The organism is Kitasatospora sp. NPDC059599 (assembly GCF_042735125.1).
GTDB lineage: Bacteria > Actinomycetota > Actinomycetes > Streptomycetales > Streptomycetaceae > Kitasatospora.
Map to the genome: position 1 here is coordinate 1 of NZ_JBHWCL010000190.1, position 17,015 is coordinate 17,015.

A 17,015-nucleotide genomic window follows, 5' to 3' on the forward strand; every position below is an offset into this window, starting at 1 on the left:
GGCGGCGAGCAGGGCCTCCTCGGCGATGCCGGAGGTGTAGGAGGCGCCGCCGCCGCCGTGGACGTGCAGGTCGACGAAGCCGGGGACGACGGTGTGTCCGGTGAGGTCGAGGTCACCGGGTTCGGTGTCGCCGTCGTCGGTGCCGTTCGTGACGGCGCGGATCCGGTCTCCCTCGACGACGAGGCGGTGGTCCTCCACGACACCGCCGGGCAGCACGAGTCGGGCGCCGGCCAGAACGGTACGGTCCTCCGCGGTCATGGGATGGGATCACCCTTCGGTGCGTGGCCGCGCGGCCGGGTTGCGCAAGGCCGCGTATTGATGATTGAAGTCCGGCGATTGTACTCATCTCTGAACAGTCGGATGCCTGCGGCGCCTTGTGCCCGATGCCAGGAATACCTCCAGGTCGGGCAGTCGTCCCGGTGGTGCCGCTAGAATCCCGCCATGCTCAAAGCTGATCGCGCGACCCTGATCCTGTCCCACATCGGCGAGGTGGGCAGTGCGGATGTGCACGTGCTCTCCGAGCTGCTGGGCGTGTCGGGTGCGACGGTGCGGCGGGACCTGCAGGAGCTGCACGAGCAGGGGTTGTTGCAGCGCACGCGCGGAGGCGCGGTGACCGGGGCCGTGAACCTGGAGCTGCCGCTGCGGCACCGCAGCGGGACGCGGCAGGAGGAGAAGCGGCGGATCGCCCGGGCGGCAGCCGAGTTGGTGCCGGACGGCGCCGTGGTGGGGCTGACCGGTGGCACGACCGCGACGGAGCTGGCCCGTGTGCTGGGCGAGCGGGGCGGACTCACGGTGGTGACCAACGCCGTGAACATCGCCGCGGAGCTGATCGTGCGCCCCGAGGTCCGGCTGGTGGTGATCGGCGGACTGGCCCGATCGGCAAGCTACGAGCTGGTCGGCCCGGCCGCGGACCGGATGCTCACGCAGTACCACTTCGACGTGGCGTTCATCGGGGTGGACGGCCTGACGGCGCAGGAGGGCTGCACCACGCACGACGAGATGGAGGCGCAGACCGACCGGGCCTTCCTGCGGCGCAGCGCGCGCTCGGTGGTACTGGCGGACAGCACCAAGGTGGGCCGGGTCACCTTCGCCTCGATCTGCCCGCTGTCCGACGTCCACGACCTGGTCACGGACGACGAACTCACCGAGGCCCACGAGCGGGCCGTCGCCGACTGCGGCGTGCGCATCCACCGGGCCTGACCCGAGGCGCGGTCCGACACCCGACCCGGTCCGCCCGGCCGGCACGGCTGCCGGGGGAGGGCCGGCCGCTGGACGGTGGTCGGGCGAGGCCCGGTGGCGGCGGACCGGCGCAACCCTGCCGGGCGGTCGGGCCGCGACCCGGCGGACCACCCCGTCGGCGACGTGTGCGATGCCCTGTGTCCGGCCCGCCGGGCGCGGCGATCCCGGGGGCCGGACGGCGGACCGTGCGGCGCGGGGGAGGGGCTTGCCGAGGGTGGTCGGGGTGTGCCGTCGGGGTCGTGTGGGGAGACATCACAGGCAAGTCCGGGCGGGGCCGGTGGGTGGTCGCTGCCCGGAGGTGGGACCGTCCCGGTCCCTGGCCCCGGCCTCAGCCCCCGCTCGTCGTTGAGGAGAGTGAGCATGCGTCAACTCGATCTCGTCGTGGTCGTGGTCTACCTGATCGCCGTCGCGGTGCTCGGTCTGCGGCTGGCGGGCCGCCAGCGCACGGCGAGAGACTACTTCGTCGGCGAGGGCCACATGCCGTGGTGGGCGGTGTCGTTCTCCGTCGTGGCCACCGAGACCAGTGTGCTGACCGTCATCAGCGTGCCGGGCGGCGCCTACGGGGGGCAGGGCTTCGGGAACGTCGAGCTCGCCCTGGGCTACGTCATCGGCCGCGTGGTCGTGGCCACCGCGCTGATCCCGCTGTACAAGCGCGGCGGTTTCGTCAGCGCCTACCAGTACCTGGGCAGCCGGTTCGGCCCCAGGCTCCAGGGGCTGGCCTCGGTGACGTTCGTCGTCACCCGGCTCCTCGCCGAGGGCGTGCGCCTGTTCGCCTCGGCGATCCCGATCAGGCTGCTGCTCGGCGAGTTCGGCGTGCACACCGGCTACCGCACCATCATCGTCGTGCTGACGCTGATCACCGTCGTCTACACCTATCTCGGCGGCATCCGGGCCGTCATCTGGACCGACGCCGTCCAGATGGGCCTCTACCTCGGCGGCGCCCTCCTCGCCATCGTGGTGCTGTCCGGCCACGTCGGCGCCGACGGCTGCACGCGGGCCCTGGACGCCGGCCGGTTCAGGCTCTTCGACACCGACTTCGGCCTCGCCCACATCCTCACCAGCCCGTTCGCCCTGCCGACCGCGATCATCGGCGGTGCGATCTTCGCCATGGCCAGTCACGGATCCGACCAGCTCATCGTTCAGCGCGTCCTCGCCACCAGGACCCTGCGCGACGGTCAGAAGGCGATGATCGCCTCCGGCGTGTTCGTCACCGTCCAGTTCGCCGCGTTCTCCCTCGTCGGCGCCCTGCTGTGGGCCTACAACGACGGCAGGAGCTTCAAGGACCTCGGACTGGGCAGCTCCGACAACCTCTACCCCGACTTCGTCCTGCACGGACTGCCCGTGGTGGTCTCCGGCCTGCTCGTCGCCGGCATCCTCGGCGCCGCGATGGGCTCACTGTCCTCGGCCCTGAACTCCATGTCGAACTCGACGGTCGCCGACATCGTCCACAGCTTCTTCCGGGGCGCGCCCTCCGAGGAGTTCCTCCTCCGGCTCGCCCGCGTGATGACGCTGGTGTGGGCCGTGCTGATGGCCGTCTTCGCCTGTGCCTTCAGCACCAGCACCGGCAACGTCTACCTCACCGGCCTCACCATCGCCGGCTACACCTACGGCGCACTGCTCGGGGCCTTCCTGCTCGGGCGTCTCGTGCGGCGTGCCAACGAGGCCGACTCCGTCCTCGCGTTCGTGATCACGGTCGCGGTGATGACCTACGTCGTGCGCGGGGTGAAGATCGACGTGACCACGGCCGCGGGGACCGTTCCCACCGCCATCGCGGCGCAGTGGCTGGTCCCCGTCGGAGTGGTGGTCACCCTGGCGGTCGGCGGCCTGTGCAGCCTGTTCCACCGCGCCCCCGGCAGCCCGCGCGTCCCCGAGGGCTCGGTACGGCCCGTCGCCGCAGCCGGTCGCCCCGAGGCCGCCGCCGCACAGGACTGACGGCCTCCAGGTCTGACGGCCTCCAGGTCTGACGGCCCCACGTCTGGGGGCAGGCACAGGACCGGCGGCCGCTGCCGCGCCCCCGTTCGGGGGCCGGGGTGTCACGAATGCGGGTGAACGGGTCCGCCACGGCGCCGGCGTGACGAGGGAGGCCGCGGGCCGTGGCTAGAACGGGGAGATGCGCCTCTCATCCCTGGCCGCCCTTCCCGCGGCGGCCGTGCTGGTCATGCTTCCCGGTACCGCCCACGGGCTCGCCCCCGCCGCGCGGGGGCCCGCCACCCGGCCCGCACCCGTTGCCGGACCGGGTTTCGTGCCGGGCATCGGGCCCTCCGTCCCGTGGCTTCCCACCGGACCGGGACCGGAGCAACCGCGCCCGGGCACGCCGTCGCCGGACGAGCCGTTGCCGGAGTACCGGTTCCAGGGGCCCGGGTTCGACGCCTGCTCGGCGCCGCCGCTGGAGGCCATGTCCGTCTGGTGGACCGCCTCGCCGTACGGCGCGGTCAACATCTACAGCAGCGGCGGCCAGCGCGGCTGCAAGCAGGACCGGCTGACGCCGCAGTGGGTCGCCGGAGTCCGTGCCATGGGATGGGAGCTGGTGCCCACCCACGTCGGGCTCCAGGCGCCCTGCGCCGAGCGAGCGGACAAGCCGCTGCGGATCGACCCGGGCCGGGCCGACGAGCAGGGCGAGCAGGAGGCGGGCGACGCGGTGGCGGCGCTGCAGGCGCTCGGGCTGGGACAGGGCAGTCCCGTGTACCTCGACATGGAGGGGTACCCGACGGGTGACGAGGTGTGCAGCCGGGCGGTGGTCGACTTCACCGCCGGCTGGACCAGGGCCCTGCACGAGGCCGGGTACCGGTCGGGCTTCTACTCCAGCATGAACTCGGGTGTCGCGGACATCGTCGCCGCCGCCCAGGACGGGCGCACCCCGCTGCCGGACGCGCTCTGGTACGCCCGCTGGGACGGAAAGGCCAGCACCACCGGCCAGGCCGGACTGCCCGAGGACCTGTGGGCCGGTCAGCGGATCCACCAGTACCGGGGCAGCGCCAACGAGACGTACGGCGGGGTGACCCTCAACATCGACCGCGACCAGATCGACGGCCCGGTCGCGGGCGGTTCCTGACCCCCGCAGGCGCCGGCGGGGCCGTGTCCGCACCGGCCCCGCCCCCGTCGCCGTGGCCCCGCGGGCCGCGCGGCCGTCGGCTCACCCCGTGCCGCCGGGCCGGTGTGCCGGGGTCGAGGCCGGGGTCGAGGCCGGGGTCGGAACCGGCGTCGGCGTCGGAACCGGCGTCGGAACCGGCGTCGGAACCGGCGTCGGCGTCGGCGGGAAGGACGGCGGTGCGTCCGCCGGGTCGCTGCCCCAGGCGGGGTCGGGAGTGTCGGCGAGGGTGAAGGCGAGGGTCCCCCCGCGGCGGACGAAGTCCTCGCTCACCCAGGGACGCCCACTGGGGCGGCCGTCGGTCTCCAGCGCGTGGACGTACCGGACGGTATCGGAAGCGCCCGGGGCGGTGATGTCGATGGTGGGGCCGCTGCCCCGGTACACCGTCACGGCGGGGAACTGCGGGCTGGCGAGGACGAGTTCGGCCCGGCCCGGTACCTGCGGGTAGAGGCCCAGCGCCGCCCACACCGCCCAGGAGGACATCTGGCCGAGGTCGTCGTTGCCCGGCTCGCCCCCGGGGGCGTCGGTGAACAGGGTGGTCAGGGCGCGCCGGACCACGTCCTGGGTACGGTCGGGCCGGCCCGCGTAGGCGTACGCCCAGGGGGTGTTCAGGGAGGGCTCGTTGCCGAGGTAGGCGTAGGGCAGGCGGGAGCCGGCGTTGAGCTCGGTGAAGAAGGTGTCGAGCCGGTCCACGGCGGCCGCGCCGCCGCCCATCGCGTCGATCAGTCCGTGCTGGTCGTGCGGCACCATCCAGGTGTACTGGGCGGAGTTCCCCTCGGCGAAGTCGTCGGGCTGCTCGGGGCCGAAGGCGGGCCAGGTGCCGTCCGCGTCGCGGGGCTGGACGTAGCGGCTGGTGCCGTTGAAGACGTTGCGCCAGTTCGCCGAGCGTCGCAGCAGGTCGTCACGGGCGGCGGACTCCCCGAGACGGGCGGCCAGTTGGGCGAGCGCGAAGTCCGTGGTGGCGTACTCCAGCGTCATGGACGCGCCCGGCCCGCTGGTGCCCGCCGGAACGAACCCCGCCGTGTCGTAGGCCTCGTGGCCGGGCCGCTGGCGCGGGTCGTCCCTGCCCTGCCGGGCCAGCCGCAGCAGCAGGGCGGCGTCGAAGCCGGTGGCGCCGAAGGCGTGCACGGTGGCGGCCATGGTCGGCAACGGGTCGCCGACCATGATGCCGGTGCCGCCGTTGGCCAGCGTCCAGCGGTCGAAGTAGCCGGCCGAGACGCCCTGGTCGGTGATGGATTGCGCGATGTCGGCGGCCTCGTCGGGGGCGATCAGCGCGATCAGCTGGATCTGGGAGCGGTAGACGTCCCAGCCGGAGAAGTCGGCGTACTGGGCGCTCCCGGGGCGGGCGTTGCGGAGCCGCCCGTCGAAGCCCGGGTAGCGGCCGTCGGTGTCGCTGAACACGCTCGGGTGCAGCAGCGCGTGGTACAGCGCGGTGTAGAGCACGCGCCGTTGGGGTGCGGTGCCACCGGCCACGGCGATGCGGCCCAGCAGGTCGTTCCACCGTGCGCGGGTGCGGGCGCGCACCTCCGCCAGCCCGGCGCCGCGCTGTTCGTCCGCCAGATTGGCACGGGCGCCGTCGGCACTGACGAAGGAGATCCCGACCCGGGCGGTGACCGCGTGGTCGGGGCCGGTGTCGAAGGAGAGCACCACCTTGGCGTCGGGCGCGCCGCCGGAGCTGCCGGAGACGGTGGAGCTGCCGGAGCCGCCGGAGTCGAGGGAGTCGGGGGAGTCGGGCGGGAGGCTCCCGGTGTCGACGCGACGGAAGGGGCGGTCGAACTCGGCGTGGAAGTAGACCCGGTAGCGGTTGGACGTGCCGCAGAAGCCGCCGCCGTCGGTGTACCCGGAGAGGGTGTTTCCCGTGACGGTGAGCTCGCCCGACGCCTCGTTGAAGGCCCGGCCCGCGTCGACGGTGAGGGAGGCGGTGTGTCCGGCCGGATAGGTGAAGCGGGCGATGCCTGACCGCTGGGTGACGGCCAGGTCGATGCCGATGCCGTTGTCGAGGGTGACACCGTACGCGCCGGGCGCGACGCGCTCGTCGGAGTGCGAGAACGCGGAGGACGCCGTCGGCGTGCCGTCCAGGACGGGCATGAACGGGGTGGTGCCGTAGTCGCCGCAGCCCGCGCCGGAGATGTGGGTGAGGCTGAGGCCGCTCAGCCGCGGGTCGTCGTACGTGTAGCCGCCGTGCTGGTAGGTGACGGTGTCCGGGCTCCACTGCATCATGCCGAACGGTGCCGACGCGCCGGGGAAGGTGTTGCCGGCGCCGCCGCCGTGACCCCGGTCCGGGGCGTCCGCCCGGGTGCCGACATACGGGTTCACGTAGCCCGCAGGGTCGTCGACCACCACGTGGGCCGGGCGCCGCCCGGCCGCCGGGCCCGCCGCAGCCGCTCCGCGCGGGCCCGGCCCGGCCGTCAGCATCGTGGCCCCGAGCAGCAGCACGACCCCGGCCCGTGCGAGGGAACGGAGACGGAACACGGCGACCTCCCGAAGGCACCTGGATGACTGTCCGTCAGGGCATTGTGGCGGCGCGCGGACCGCAGGACGGGCAGCGCCGGGCGGCGTGTCCCCGGGGAGGGCGGTCCGCGCGTCCGCGCCCGTCGCTCCGGCGGTAGGGGAGGACGACGTGCGCCCTGATGTGCAAGGACCTGGTGTGACACCGGACTTGGGGGTCCCGCCCGCCGGCTCCCGGGTCGATGCGGGCGCTGCGCCCGGCGGGCCGGCGTCTCGACCGGGACGGGTGCGGCGCCCGGCTGCTCGACGGCGGGGCTCCCCATCCCTGACGGCACCCCGCCGCGGCCGGACGCGGGGCGAGGACGGTTGCTTCGGACGCGGGGTGAGGACGGCTGCTCCGGCCGCGGACAGGTCGCCTGCGCGGTAAGGCCGTTCAGCCGCCGAGAGGGTGGAGGCCGGCGAGGTCGCAGGGCCCGTCCAGCACCTCCGCCACGGGGCGACGCGGGTCGTACCGGGCCCACCCCGGGTTCCCCGTCCCGGCGAACGCGACCCAGGCGCCGTGGACGCGGGCGGCGAGGGTGGCCGGGGCGGGGTCGGGGCCGAGCAGTCCGGCGGTTCCGTGCAGCCAGGGCTCGTCGGCGAGGTCGAACACGAAGGGCAGCTCGACGGTGTGGGCGGCGCCGAGCCGCCCGTCCAGGGCTGTCGAGCGGTACCGGAAGGAGTAGCGGTACGTGCGGCCGCCGGAGATCCGGGCGTGGGCGTCCGCCAGGCGGGTCGTCCCGGCCTCGAAGAGGGCGTGCGCGAGGACGGCGGAGTGCAGTTCGCCCGGTGTGCCGCCCGGCCGTGCCGCGCGGTGGGCGGCGATGACGGGCGCCGGGTCCGCCAGCAGCCGGGCGGCGACGGCGTGGGCCTCGGCCTCCGTGACGGAGTCCGGTCCGTCCTGCGGTGTCAGGTAGAGGTTCGCCTCCTCGGCGTTGGTGCCGATGAGCAGGTCGACGTCGGCGGCCGGGCCGGCGGCGAGGGCGTCCGCGGGCTGGACCGGCAGGACCGGACCGAGCGGGCTGAGCCCGGCCAGGGGGTCCGTGGCGGTGGCGGTGCGCAGATCGAGGCCGGTGAGCGAGGGGAGGACGGCCACGAAGCGCTCGTCCGGGATCGGGGCGAACGCCTCCGGGGTCGGCTCGACGCCGAGCGCCGCGGCCGCGGCGACGGTGACCCGTCGTGCCTGCTCGGGGGTGAACGCGCCGGTGCCGCTGCCGCTCTGGACGACGGCCCGCCGGAACAGGCCGACGGCCTGCGGGGTCGCGAGCAGCGCGCAGGTGAGCGTGGCGCCCGCGGATTCGCCGAAGACCGTGACGTTCCCGGGGTCACCGCCGAAGGCCGCGATCGTGTCGCGCACCCAGCCGAGCGCGGCGAGCACGTCCAGCAGGCCGCGGTTGGCCGGAGCGCCCGGCAGGTCGAGGAACCCGGGGATGCCGAGGCGGTAGTTGACCGTCACCAGGACGACGCCGTCGCGGGCGAACGCGCTGCCGTCGTAGAGGGCGGCGCGGTTCGATCCGGCGACGAACCCGCCGCCGTGTACGAAGACCATGACCGGGCGGCCGCCGCCGTCGGCGGCGGGCGTGTGGACGTCGGCCGTCAGGTACTCCGCACCGGGCGCCCAGCCCGGCCCGAAGTAGGGGCGCAGGTCGAGCCGCCCGAAGTCACGGACCGGCTGCGGAGCCGTGGGTGACGGACGGGTGCCGTCACGGACACCGGACCAGCCCGGGTGCGGCGCGGGTGGGGCGAAGCGGCCGGCGCCGGCCGGCGCCGCCGCGTAGGGGACGGCGCGGTAGCGCTCGCCGGACGCGGTGCGGACGCCGCGCACGGCTCCCGCCGGGGTGTGGACGACCGGATCTGCCTGTCGGGGCATGGGGGAGCGGCTTTCTCTCGGAGTCGGGCGTCGTAGCGGGGGAGGGGCGGGACGCGGGCGTTCAGCGGATGCGCGAGAACCCCGCCCACTCCCCGATCGCGAACCTCGACCCGTTCCGGGTGACCCGCAGGGCTCCCCGGCCGCCGAAGTGCGCCGGGAAGACGAGCGCGTGGTGGTCGGCGGCGCGGCCCAGCAGCTCGCGCCGGGTGGCGCGGGACTGCGCCGGGTCCTCGCAGAAGCAGGAGTTGGTGTCGGGTTCGGCGATCTGGAGCGCGGTGTGCACCAGGTCCCCGATGAACAGAGCCTGTTCGCCACCGGACTCCAGGGTGAGCACGGACGAGCCCGGGGTGTGCCCGGGGGCGAGGTCGAGCCGCAGGTTGCGGTCGATCCGGTACGTCCCGTCCCACAGGTGGGTGAGTCCGGCCCGGTGGACCGGTGCGACGCTGTCCTCGAAGACGTTCTGGTTGCCCCGGCCGAGTACGCTCCGGTGTCCGTTGGCCGGGTCCCAGAACTCGTGGTCCCGCCGGGTCATCAGGTAGGTGGCGTTGGGGAAGGTCGGCACCCAGTCCCGGCCGTCGAGACGGGTGTTCCAGCCGACGTGGTCGACGTGCAGGTGGGTGTTGACCACGAGGTCGACGTCCTCGGGCCGCACCCCGGCGGCGGCGAGGTTGTCGAGGTAGTCGGTGTCCAGGCGGTGCCACGCCGGGGCGTGGGGCCGGTCCTTGTGGTTGCCCGCCCCGGTGTCGACCAGGACGGTGCGTCCCTCGCTGCGCAGCAGCCAGGACTGGATCGCCGTTCGGCACTCGCCCGTCGACGGGTCCCGGAAGTCGGCGGCCGGCCAGTCGTGCTGCTGCTCCCAGGAACCGGCCGGGCTGTCCGGGAAGAACCGGTCGGGGGACAGCCCGGCGGTGCCGTAGTACTCCTTGATCCTGGTGACGGTGACGTCGCCGAGGACGATCTGCTCGGGGTGGTGCTCCATGGGGCCCTCCGTCGGTCCGCGGCACGGCGCCGCCTGGGACCGAGCCTGGGCCCCGCCTCCGGCAGCCGCCAGACCCGGCTCGTCCTACCCCTCGCAGGGTGTGGCAGGGAGCCCGCCGCCCACCGAATACTGGGGGGATGAGCGGACCCGGCCCCCTCGGCGCCTTCCTCCGAGCCCGACGCACGCGGCTGCGGCCCGCGGACGTCGGCCTGCGCGAACTCGGGCCCCGCAGACGGGTGGCCGGGCTCCGGCGCGAGGAGGTGGCCCAACTCGCGGGCGTCAGCGTCTCGTACTACACCCGGCTGGAACAGGGCCTGTCCCGCGGCGCCTCGGCCGAGGTGCTCGACGCACTCTCCCGCGCCCTCCTGCTGGACGATCACGAGCGGGAGCACCTCGATCGGATCGCCGCCGTCACCCGCCGCGCGCCCCGGGTGCGCCGGCCGCGGCCCGAGCGGGTCGAGGACGCGACGCTCGACCTCCTGCGTGCCGTCGACGGTGTTCCGGCGCTGGTGCTCGGCCGCCGCACGGACGTACTGGCGTGGAACACCCTCGGGCACGCCCTGCTGGCCGGCCACGTGGACCCCCACGGCCCGGACGACCCGGCGCGGCGACCGAACCTGACCAGGATGCTCTTCCTGGACGCGCACACCCGGGAGTTGTACGCGGACTGGCGGCCCAAGGCGCGCGCGGTGGTCGGCAGTCTGCGCACCGCCGTCGGCCGGTACCCGGAGGACCCGCTGCTCGCCGGGCTGATCGGCGAACTGACCATGCGGAGCCCGGAGTTCGTCGCCCTCTGGGGTGACCACCGGGTGGCGCCGTGCGCTCGGGGCTCCCACCGGCTGCACCACCCCGCGGTCGGCGCGCTGACGGTGACCCAGCAGTCGCTGCCGATCGCCCCGGCACCGGGCCAGGCGCTCGTCGTGTGTACCACCTCCGCCGGTTCCCCCTCCGAAGCGGCCGTCGCCCTCCTCGGCCGGGCGGGCGGCTTCCTGCCCGCCCGGATGCGGGTGTGACGGGGAGAGGGCGGGTGCGGGCGGCCCGGGGCGCTGCGCCCGGCGGGGGACTCAGGCGCTGAAGGCGGCGAGGAGCTTGTCGGCGAGCCGGTCGAGGTAGTCGGGGGCGGTCGGGGTGTGGATGACCGCGAGGCGCCAGTAGAGGGGGCCGGCGAGGAAGTCGAGCGCGAGTTCGCGGTCGACGTCGGCGGGGAGTTCGCCGCGTGCGACGGCCCGTTCCAGGAGCTGTGCGGCCTTGGCCCGGCGGGTGTCGCGGACGGTGGTGAAGAGCGCTCCGGCGAGTTCGGGGTTGCGGCCGCCCTCGGCGATCAGGTCGGGGATGATCCTCGCCGGAAGCCGCTGGTTCAGTGCATCGGCGACCTCGGTGAGGAAGGCGAGGACGTCGCCGCGCAGGGTCCCGGTGTCGGCGCTGCCGGAGGCGTCGGCGGCGACGGCGGAGACCAGGTCGACAGTCATCTCCAGCTTGGACGCCCAGCGGCGGTAGATGGCCGCCTTGCCGGCGCCGGCGCGCTTCGCGACGGCTTCCAGGGAGAGCCGCGCGTAGCCGGACGACGCCAGTTCCTCGAAGAAGGCGGTGGCGATCGCCTCGGTCACGGAGTCCTGGAGCACGGGTCCTCCGGGGAGCCGTCGCCCGGGGGCGGGCGCGGGGGTCGACGGGGGCCCGGAAGGGGCGGGCGCGGGGGGCGACGTGGGTGCGGGGGCGGGCGCGGGGGTCGACGGGGGCGCGGGGGCGGAGGAGGACGGCCGGGGGGCGGGGGAGCTGGGCATGCCCCGAAGCTACACGAGGCGGAACGGTTGCGTCTCGGGTAGGTGCGGACTATCGTCGTCCCCGAAGGCGAGACGGAACCGTTCCGTCTCGGCAAACGGTCTGGGGTGCACCATGCGATTCCTGTACGAGGACGAGTCGTTCTCCTTCGAGGCGCTGCGCGCGGCCGGCTTCGCCAACGACGGCGGCGCCGACCTGGGCGAGGTCCTGACCACCGTCCGCAACATCGCCGAGGGCGACGAGGAGGCCTGGCTGCGCGAGTGGAAGAAGACCGCGCAGCGCGTCCACGCCATCGGCACCCGCGCCCTCACGGCCGGCCACCGGGTCAGCGCCCGCGAAGCCCTGCTGCGCGCCTCGAACTACTACCGCACCGCCGAGTTCTACCGCCGCGACGACCCCGCCCACGACCCCGAGGCCAAGACGCTCTCCGCGCTGTCCCGCGAGACCTTCGCGACGGCCGCCTCGCTGATGGACACCCCCGTCGAAGCCGTCCGCATCCCCTACGAGGACACCAGCCTGCCCGGGTACCTCTTCCTCGTCGACGACTCCGGCACCCCCCGCCCGACCGTCGTCTTCACCAGCGGCTTCGACTCCACCCTGGAGGAGGCCTACTTCGTCATCGGCGCGGCCGCGCTGCGGCGCGGCTACAACGTGCTGGCCTACGACGGGCCCGGCCAGGGCGCGGCGCTGCGCGAGCAGGGACTCGTCCTCCGTCCGGACTGGGAGGCCGTGGTCACCCCGGTGGTCGACTACGCGCTCACCCGTCCCGAGGTCGACCCCGACCGGCTCGCGCTGCTCGGCTACAGCCTCGGCGGCTACCTCACCGCCCGCGCCGCCGCCCACGAACACCGCCTGGCCGCCCTGGTCCTGGACGACGGCCTCTACGACTACCACGACGCCCACACCCGCGTCATGCCGCCGTTCCTGCGGGAGTGGATCGAGGCTGGGCGCGACGACCTCGCCAACCCCGTCGCGAGCCTGCTCATGCAGGGCAGCACCCAGCTCCGCTGGGCCCTGCGCAACGGCGTGTGGGTCTTCGGAGCCGACTCCGTCGCGGACTACATCCGCCGCACCGCCGCCTACACCCTCGACGGCGTCGCCCACCTCATCGACTGCCCCACCCTCGTCCTCGACGCCGAGGACGACCAGTTCTTCCGCGGCCAGCCCCAGCGCGTCCGGGCCGCACTGACCTGCCCGCACACCCTGATCACCCTTCCCGAGGCCGAGGGTGCGGGCGAGCACTGCCACATGGGAGCGATGTCCCGCTTCCAGCAGGTCACCTTCGACTGGCTCGACACCACCCTGACCCCGGCAGCCGGCCCCGCAGCCTGACCCCGGGGGGCCGGTCCGCAGCCTGACGCGGGCGCCGCACGGCCGGGGCGGGCCGGTGGGTCGGAGCCCGGCGGTGGGGCCGACGGTGGGTCGGCGCCTGGCTGCTCGGACCGTCGACCGCCCGCCCACCCGCGCTGCCCGACGTCCCTCCCGTACCGGCCCGATCCCGGGCCGCCGACGAAGGCGGAACCGTCGTGCTGCGCAGGACCCGTCCTCGGTCGGCCACTTCAGGGGCCGTCCTGACCACGTCGGTTCTCCGCCGCCGCCCGGCCGTGGCGTATGCGGCCGGCCCGAGGTGGTGAGTCCCGGGGGCTTGCCGCGGTGGCCGGCGCCGGCAAGGGCGGTGCGGGTGGTCGGTCGAGCATCCGGACGTCGACGGACGCGAACTGCTGATCGCGGTCGTGTCCGACGGCGACCGAGCGAGTCCGACGGCATCTCCCCGGAGCAGTCGGTGGTTCGGGCGCCGAAGCACGCACGGTCCGGCGAGCCCGGGACGGCGCCGAGACCCGATGGGGATTCCCCCCTGGTGGAGGGGCGTCGGCCACGGACGGCCCGGCCGTCCTCCGGCCGTCCCCCGGACGGCTCACGGCGGTGGCCCGCTCCGTGGCCCTGGGGAAGCGTGGCAGGGGCCGCGTCGTGAGCGGCGGGGCGAGGGGCCGGGCGCGCCCCACCGCGAGGGAGACCAGCATGGCAGAGTCCACGGGGTCCACCGGGTCCACGGAGTCCAAAGCGGCCGAACCGAGCATCGCCGCGGGCAACGCCGCGGTGCGCGCGCGGTTCCCCTTCGAGGACCGTCAGGACTTCGAGGACGCCGACCGGGGCTTCGTCGCCACCGCCGGGGACACCGTGGTACGCGGCGGCGACGGCGGCGGCGTGTGGGAGCCGGACGCCTACGGGTTCCTCGACGAGGACTGCCCGGAGACCGCCAATCCCAGCCTGTGGCGGCAGTCCCGCCTGGCGGCGCGGCACGGCCTGTACGAGGTGACCGAGGGCGTCTACCAGGTGCGCGGCTTCGACCTGTCGAACATGACCCTCGTGGAGGGCGACCGCGGGGTCCTGGTGATCGACCCGCTGATCAGCGCCGAGACGGCCGCGGTCGCCCTGGCCCTGTACCGGCGCCACCGCGGGGACCGCCCGGTCACCGCCGTGCTGTACACGCACAGCCACATCGACCACTTCGGCGGTGTCCGGGGGGTGATCAGTGAGGAGGACGTCGCCGGCGGCGTGCCGGTGATCGCTCCCGAACGCTTCCTGGAGCACGCCGTCAGCGAGAACGTCTACGCCGGGCCGGCCATGGCCCGCCGGGCCGCGTACATGTACGGCGCGGCGCTGCCCAAGGGGAAGCGCGGCCAGGTCGGTGCCGGGCTCGGCCAGACCACCTCCACCGGGTCCGCCGGACTGATCCCGCCGACGCTGGACGTCACCCGCACCGGCCAGAGCGAGACCGTCGACGGCATCCGGATGGTGTTCCACCTCACCCCCGGCACCGAGGCCCCGGCCGAACTCAACGTCCACCTGCCCGACCGGGCGGCCCTGTGCATGGCGGAGAACGCCACGCACAACCTGCACAACCTGCTCACGCTGCGCGGCGCGCAGGTCCGCAACCCGCACGTGTGGGCGCACTACCTCACCGAGGCCGTCGCCCTGTTCGCGGACTCCGTCGACGTGGTGTTCGCCTCCCACCACTGGCCGGTCCGGGGCCGCGAACGCGTCCTGGCGTTCCTGACCGAGCAGCGCGACCTGTACGCCTACCTGCACGACCAGACGCTGCGGATGCTCAACCAGGGCCTGACGCCGCTGGAGATCGCCGAGACGATCGAGATGCCGCCGGCCCTGGAGCGGGCCTGGCACACCCACGGCTACTACGGCTCGGTCAGCCACAACGTCAAGGCGGTCTACCAGCACTACCTGGGCTGGTTCGACGGCAACCCCGCGCACCTGTGGGAGCACCCGCCCGTCGAGGCCGCGAAGCGGTACGTCGACTTCATGGGCGGGCCCGAACACGTCCTGCGCCGTGCCCGCGACTCCTTCGCCGCCGGCGACTTCCGCTGGGTCGCGCAGGTCGTCAACCACGTGGTCTTCGCCGACCCCGGCAACACCGAGGCCCGCCACCTGCAGGCCGACGCGCTGGAGCAGCTCGGCTACGGCAGCGAGAACGGCACCTGGCGCAACTTCTACCTGACCGGCGCCCTCGAACTCCGCAAAGGCCCCGTGGGCACACCGACCGCCACCGGCTCGCCCGACCTCCTGGCGGCCCTCACCCTCGACCAGCTCCTCGACGCGCTGGCCATCCGGGTCGACGGTCCCCGCTGCTGGGACGCCGACCTCGCCGTCCGCTTCAGCCGGCCCGGCGCGGACCCGGTCGACCTGCGCCTGCGCAACGGAGTCCTCGTCCACACCACCGGCGCGACGCCCGAAGCGGCCGAACCCGACGCCGAGATCTCCCTGAGCGAGTCCGACCTGCGGGCCGTCCTGCTCGGGGCCGCCGACCTCGCCGACCTCGTCGCCCGGGGGCGGGCCCGGATCGCCGGGGACGCGGGCAGGTTCACCGAACTCCTCGGCTACCTCACGGATCCCGACCCCGGCTTCGCCGTCGTCACCCCCTGAGGTCCCGTCCGGCTCCGACGGAGGGAGCAGCTCATCGCGCACGACGACACGCCCCCGGGGGCCGCCCCCTCGGGGGCCGGCGCCCCGCCCGGCGCCCCGCCCGACGCCCCGACCGGCGCGCGGTCGGACGCCGCGCGGTCGGACGCCGCGCCCGAGGACCCGTCCGACGCGCGCAGGCGACGCGAGCTCGAAGGGCCCGGCCTACGGAACGCCCTGGCCAACGAGCGCACCCTGCTGGCGTGGTCCCGGACCGCGCTGGCCCTGCTCGCCGCCTCCTTCGCCGTCGTCCGGCTGACCGACATCACGCCGAGCGCACTGCGCCTGGCGCTGGGCTCCTACCTGATCGCCCTGGCGGCCGGAGTGATCGCCGGGAGCTACCTGCAGTGGCGCGCCCGTGAGGCCCGGATCCACGCTCCCGACCCGCCGCCCCGCGGCCTCACCGCGCTCTCGCTCACCATGGCCTTGTTCGTGCTCACAGGCTTCGTCGTCGCCGTCATCGCGTTGGCGTCCTGAGCGGCCCGACGGCCTCCGGCACGCAGCAGCCGTTCCACCCCGTCCGCCAGGCCCGGACGAGGGCCCGGGCTTGGCTGCCCGCTTCCCGCAGGCCGCTGCCCACTGCTTGCCGGCCACTGCCCGCTGCCTGCCGGCCGGGGGGCCCGGCGGCCGGGGGGTGTCGGCGGTCACCCCCGGCGGCCGACCGTCGCTGACGCGGTGTGCCGACGGCGGACCGGTCGGTGACAGCGGCGAGGCCCGGCGGGTGAGTGCGCTCACACGCCGATGAGGGGAACGACGGCCGATAGTGCTGTCGGCGCCGCGTACTCCCTGCGGCGCGGCGGGGAGTGTTCGCGCAGGCCGGGGCGGGTCGGAGCGCCCCGGGCGGCCCGATCGCCGGGCCGACGTCGAACCCGTGCGGCCCCTCCGGCTACGACCGCGGATCGTAACGAGGGGGTCTTGGCGAGCGCCGATCCGGTCTGGCAGCTTGGCATTCGTCGTCAGCCACACCGGCTCCTGTCCCGCCGGTTGCGGCTAACCGCCGCGTCACACCCCACGCCCGTTCGGCCCCTGTCCGGCCACGGTCGAGGTGGGGTGCGACAGCGGCCCAACCTGATTGAGGTCCTGGTCTACATGCCCGCTTTCAAGCTCCGTATGCGTACCTCTGCCGCGATTCTTGCCGGTGCCGCCGGTCTGACCGCCCTGGGCGCCGGCGTCCTGCCCGCCACCGCCAACGCCGCCACCGCCTCCCCGCAGGCGATCGCCGCCCAGATCGTCCCGGCGAACCAGCTGGCCTCGTTCAGCCAGATCATCTCCCACGAGTCGGGCTGGAACGTCACCGCCACCAACCCGAGCTCGGGCTCCTACGGGCTGGGCCAGGCGCTGCCGGCCTCCAAGATGGCCTCGGCCGGCGCCGACTGGAAGACCAACCCGGCCACCCAGATCAAGTGGGCGCTGGACTACATGAACACCCGCTACGGCAGCCCGAACGCCGCCTGGGCCTTCTGGCAGAACCACCACTGGTACTGAGCCGACCCCGTCGGCCCCCACATCCCCTCCCGTCCCCACACCCCGGGGGTCGGACAGGTGCCCCCGGGGTGACCCACGAGGGCCCGTCCCGCGCCGCGCGCGCGGGACGGGCC

At 74.5% G+C, this 17,015-nt stretch carries 12 protein-coding genes and 1 pseudogene; 8 read left to right on the plus strand and 5 right to left on the minus strand.

What is annotated here, in order from left to right; all coding sequences use genetic code 11:
- Window positions 1–258: pseudogene (locus ACFV04_RS39300) on the minus strand (N-acetylglucosamine-6-phosphate deacetylase); the annotation flags it as partial.
- 183 nt (window positions 259–441) lie between these two features.
- On the opposite strand from ACFV04_RS39300, the gene ACFV04_RS39305 reads away from it, so the two are divergent.
- From ACFV04_RS39305 to ACFV04_RS39315, 3 genes are all read left to right on the plus strand, one after another.
- The gene (locus ACFV04_RS39305) at window positions 442–1,200 is read left to right on the plus strand and encodes a DeoR/GlpR family DNA-binding transcription regulator (protein ID WP_360268614.1); all 759 of its coding nucleotides are present in this window, start codon (window positions 442–444) and stop codon (window positions 1,198–1,200) included.
- 399 nt (window positions 1,201–1,599) lie between these two features.
- A complete protein-coding gene (locus ACFV04_RS39310; protein WP_380535820.1) occupies window positions 1,600–3,171 on the plus strand; it encodes a sodium:solute symporter in 1,572 nt (523 codons plus the stop codon).
- Between the two features lie 178 nt (window positions 3,172–3,349).
- Window positions 3,350–4,291 (plus strand): glycoside hydrolase domain-containing protein, encoded by a 942-nt coding sequence (locus ACFV04_RS39315; RefSeq protein WP_380535822.1) that lies wholly within the window; start codon window positions 3,350–3,352, stop codon window positions 4,289–4,291.
- Between the two features lie 81 nt (window positions 4,292–4,372).
- Here ACFV04_RS39315 and ACFV04_RS39320 read toward each other — a convergent pair whose 3' ends face one another.
- The 3 genes from ACFV04_RS39320 to ACFV04_RS39330 all read right to left on the minus strand — a co-directional run bounded on the left by ACFV04_RS39320 (window position 4,373) and on the right by ACFV04_RS39330 (window position 9,663).
- A complete protein-coding gene (locus ACFV04_RS39320; RefSeq protein ID WP_380535824.1) occupies window positions 4,373–6,799 on the minus strand; it encodes a GH92 family glycosyl hydrolase in 2,427 nt (808 codons plus the stop codon).
- Between the two features lie 409 nt (window positions 6,800–7,208).
- On the minus strand, window positions 7,209–8,684 hold the full coding sequence (locus ACFV04_RS39325) for a carboxylesterase/lipase family protein (RefSeq protein ID WP_380535826.1): 1,476 nt from the start codon (window positions 8,682–8,684) through the stop codon (window positions 7,209–7,211).
- 61 nt (window positions 8,685–8,745) lie between these two features.
- Window positions 8,746–9,663 (minus strand): MBL fold metallo-hydrolase, encoded by a 918-nt coding sequence (locus ACFV04_RS39330; RefSeq protein ID WP_380535828.1) that lies wholly within the window; start codon window positions 9,661–9,663, stop codon window positions 8,746–8,748.
- A gap of 137 nt (window positions 9,664–9,800) precedes the next feature.
- On the opposite strand from ACFV04_RS39330, the gene ACFV04_RS39335 reads away from it, so the two are divergent.
- A complete protein-coding gene (locus ACFV04_RS39335; RefSeq protein ID WP_380535830.1) occupies window positions 9,801–10,676 on the plus strand; it encodes a helix-turn-helix domain-containing protein in 876 nt (291 codons plus the stop codon).
- A gap of 51 nt (window positions 10,677–10,727) precedes the next feature.
- Here the strand turns inward: ACFV04_RS39335 and ACFV04_RS39340 are convergent, their stop codons facing one another.
- The gene (locus ACFV04_RS39340; protein ID WP_380349743.1) at window positions 10,728–11,285 is read right to left on the minus strand and encodes a TetR-like C-terminal domain-containing protein; all 558 of its coding nucleotides are present in this window, start codon (window positions 11,283–11,285) and stop codon (window positions 10,728–10,730) included.
- Between the two features lie 271 nt (window positions 11,286–11,556).
- Between ACFV04_RS39340 and ACFV04_RS39345 the strand changes: the two genes are divergently transcribed.
- The 4 genes from ACFV04_RS39345 (at window position 11,557) to ACFV04_RS39360 (ending at window position 16,902) form a co-directional block, all read left to right on the plus strand.
- A complete protein-coding gene (locus ACFV04_RS39345; protein WP_380535832.1) occupies window positions 11,557–12,774 on the plus strand; it encodes an alpha/beta hydrolase family protein in 1,218 nt (405 codons plus the stop codon).
- Between the two features lie 687 nt (window positions 12,775–13,461).
- Window positions 13,462–15,381 carry an alkyl/aryl-sulfatase gene (locus ACFV04_RS39350; protein WP_380535834.1) on the plus strand — a complete coding sequence of 640 codons (1,920 nt, stop codon included), beginning with the start codon at window positions 13,462–13,464 and terminating at the stop codon, window positions 15,379–15,381.
- A gap of 213 nt (window positions 15,382–15,594) precedes the next feature.
- Complete coding sequence (locus ACFV04_RS39355; protein WP_380535836.1) at window positions 15,595–15,894, plus strand: YidH family protein; 300 nt, start codon at window positions 15,595–15,597, stop codon at window positions 15,892–15,894.
- Window positions 15,895–16,527: 633 nt separating this feature from the next.
- Complete coding sequence (locus ACFV04_RS39360) at window positions 16,528–16,902, plus strand: transglycosylase SLT domain-containing protein (protein ID WP_350505686.1); 375 nt, start codon at window positions 16,528–16,530, stop codon at window positions 16,900–16,902.
- The last annotated feature ends 113 nt before the right edge of the window (window positions 16,903–17,015 follow it).

Coding starts and splice junctions, on each gene's coding strand:
- ACFV04_RS39305 (WP_360268614.1), top strand. CDS start 442: ATGCTCAAAGCTGATCGCGCGACCCTGATCCTGTCCCACATCGGCGAG.
- ACFV04_RS39310 (WP_380535820.1), top strand. CDS start 1,600: ATGCGTCAACTCGATCTCGTCGTGGTCGTGGTCTACCTGATCGCCGTC.
- ACFV04_RS39315 (WP_380535822.1), top strand. CDS start 3,350: ATGCGCCTCTCATCCCTGGCCGCCCTTCCCGCGGCGGCCGTGCTGGTC.
- ACFV04_RS39325 (WP_380535826.1), bottom strand. CDS start 8,684: ATGCCCCGACAGGCAGATCCGGTCGTCCACACCCCGGCGGGAGCCGTG.
- ACFV04_RS39330 (WP_380535828.1), bottom strand. CDS start 9,663: ATGGAGCACCACCCCGAGCAGATCGTCCTCGGCGACGTCACCGTCACC.
- ACFV04_RS39335 (WP_380535830.1), top strand. CDS start 9,801: ATGAGCGGACCCGGCCCCCTCGGCGCCTTCCTCCGAGCCCGACGCACG.
- ACFV04_RS39345 (WP_380535832.1), top strand. CDS start 11,557: ATGCGATTCCTGTACGAGGACGAGTCGTTCTCCTTCGAGGCGCTGCGC.
- ACFV04_RS39350 (WP_380535834.1), top strand. CDS start 13,462: ATGGCAGAGTCCACGGGGTCCACCGGGTCCACGGAGTCCAAAGCGGCC.
- ACFV04_RS39360 (WP_350505686.1), top strand. CDS start 16,528: ATGCGTACCTCTGCCGCGATTCTTGCCGGTGCCGCCGGTCTGACCGCC.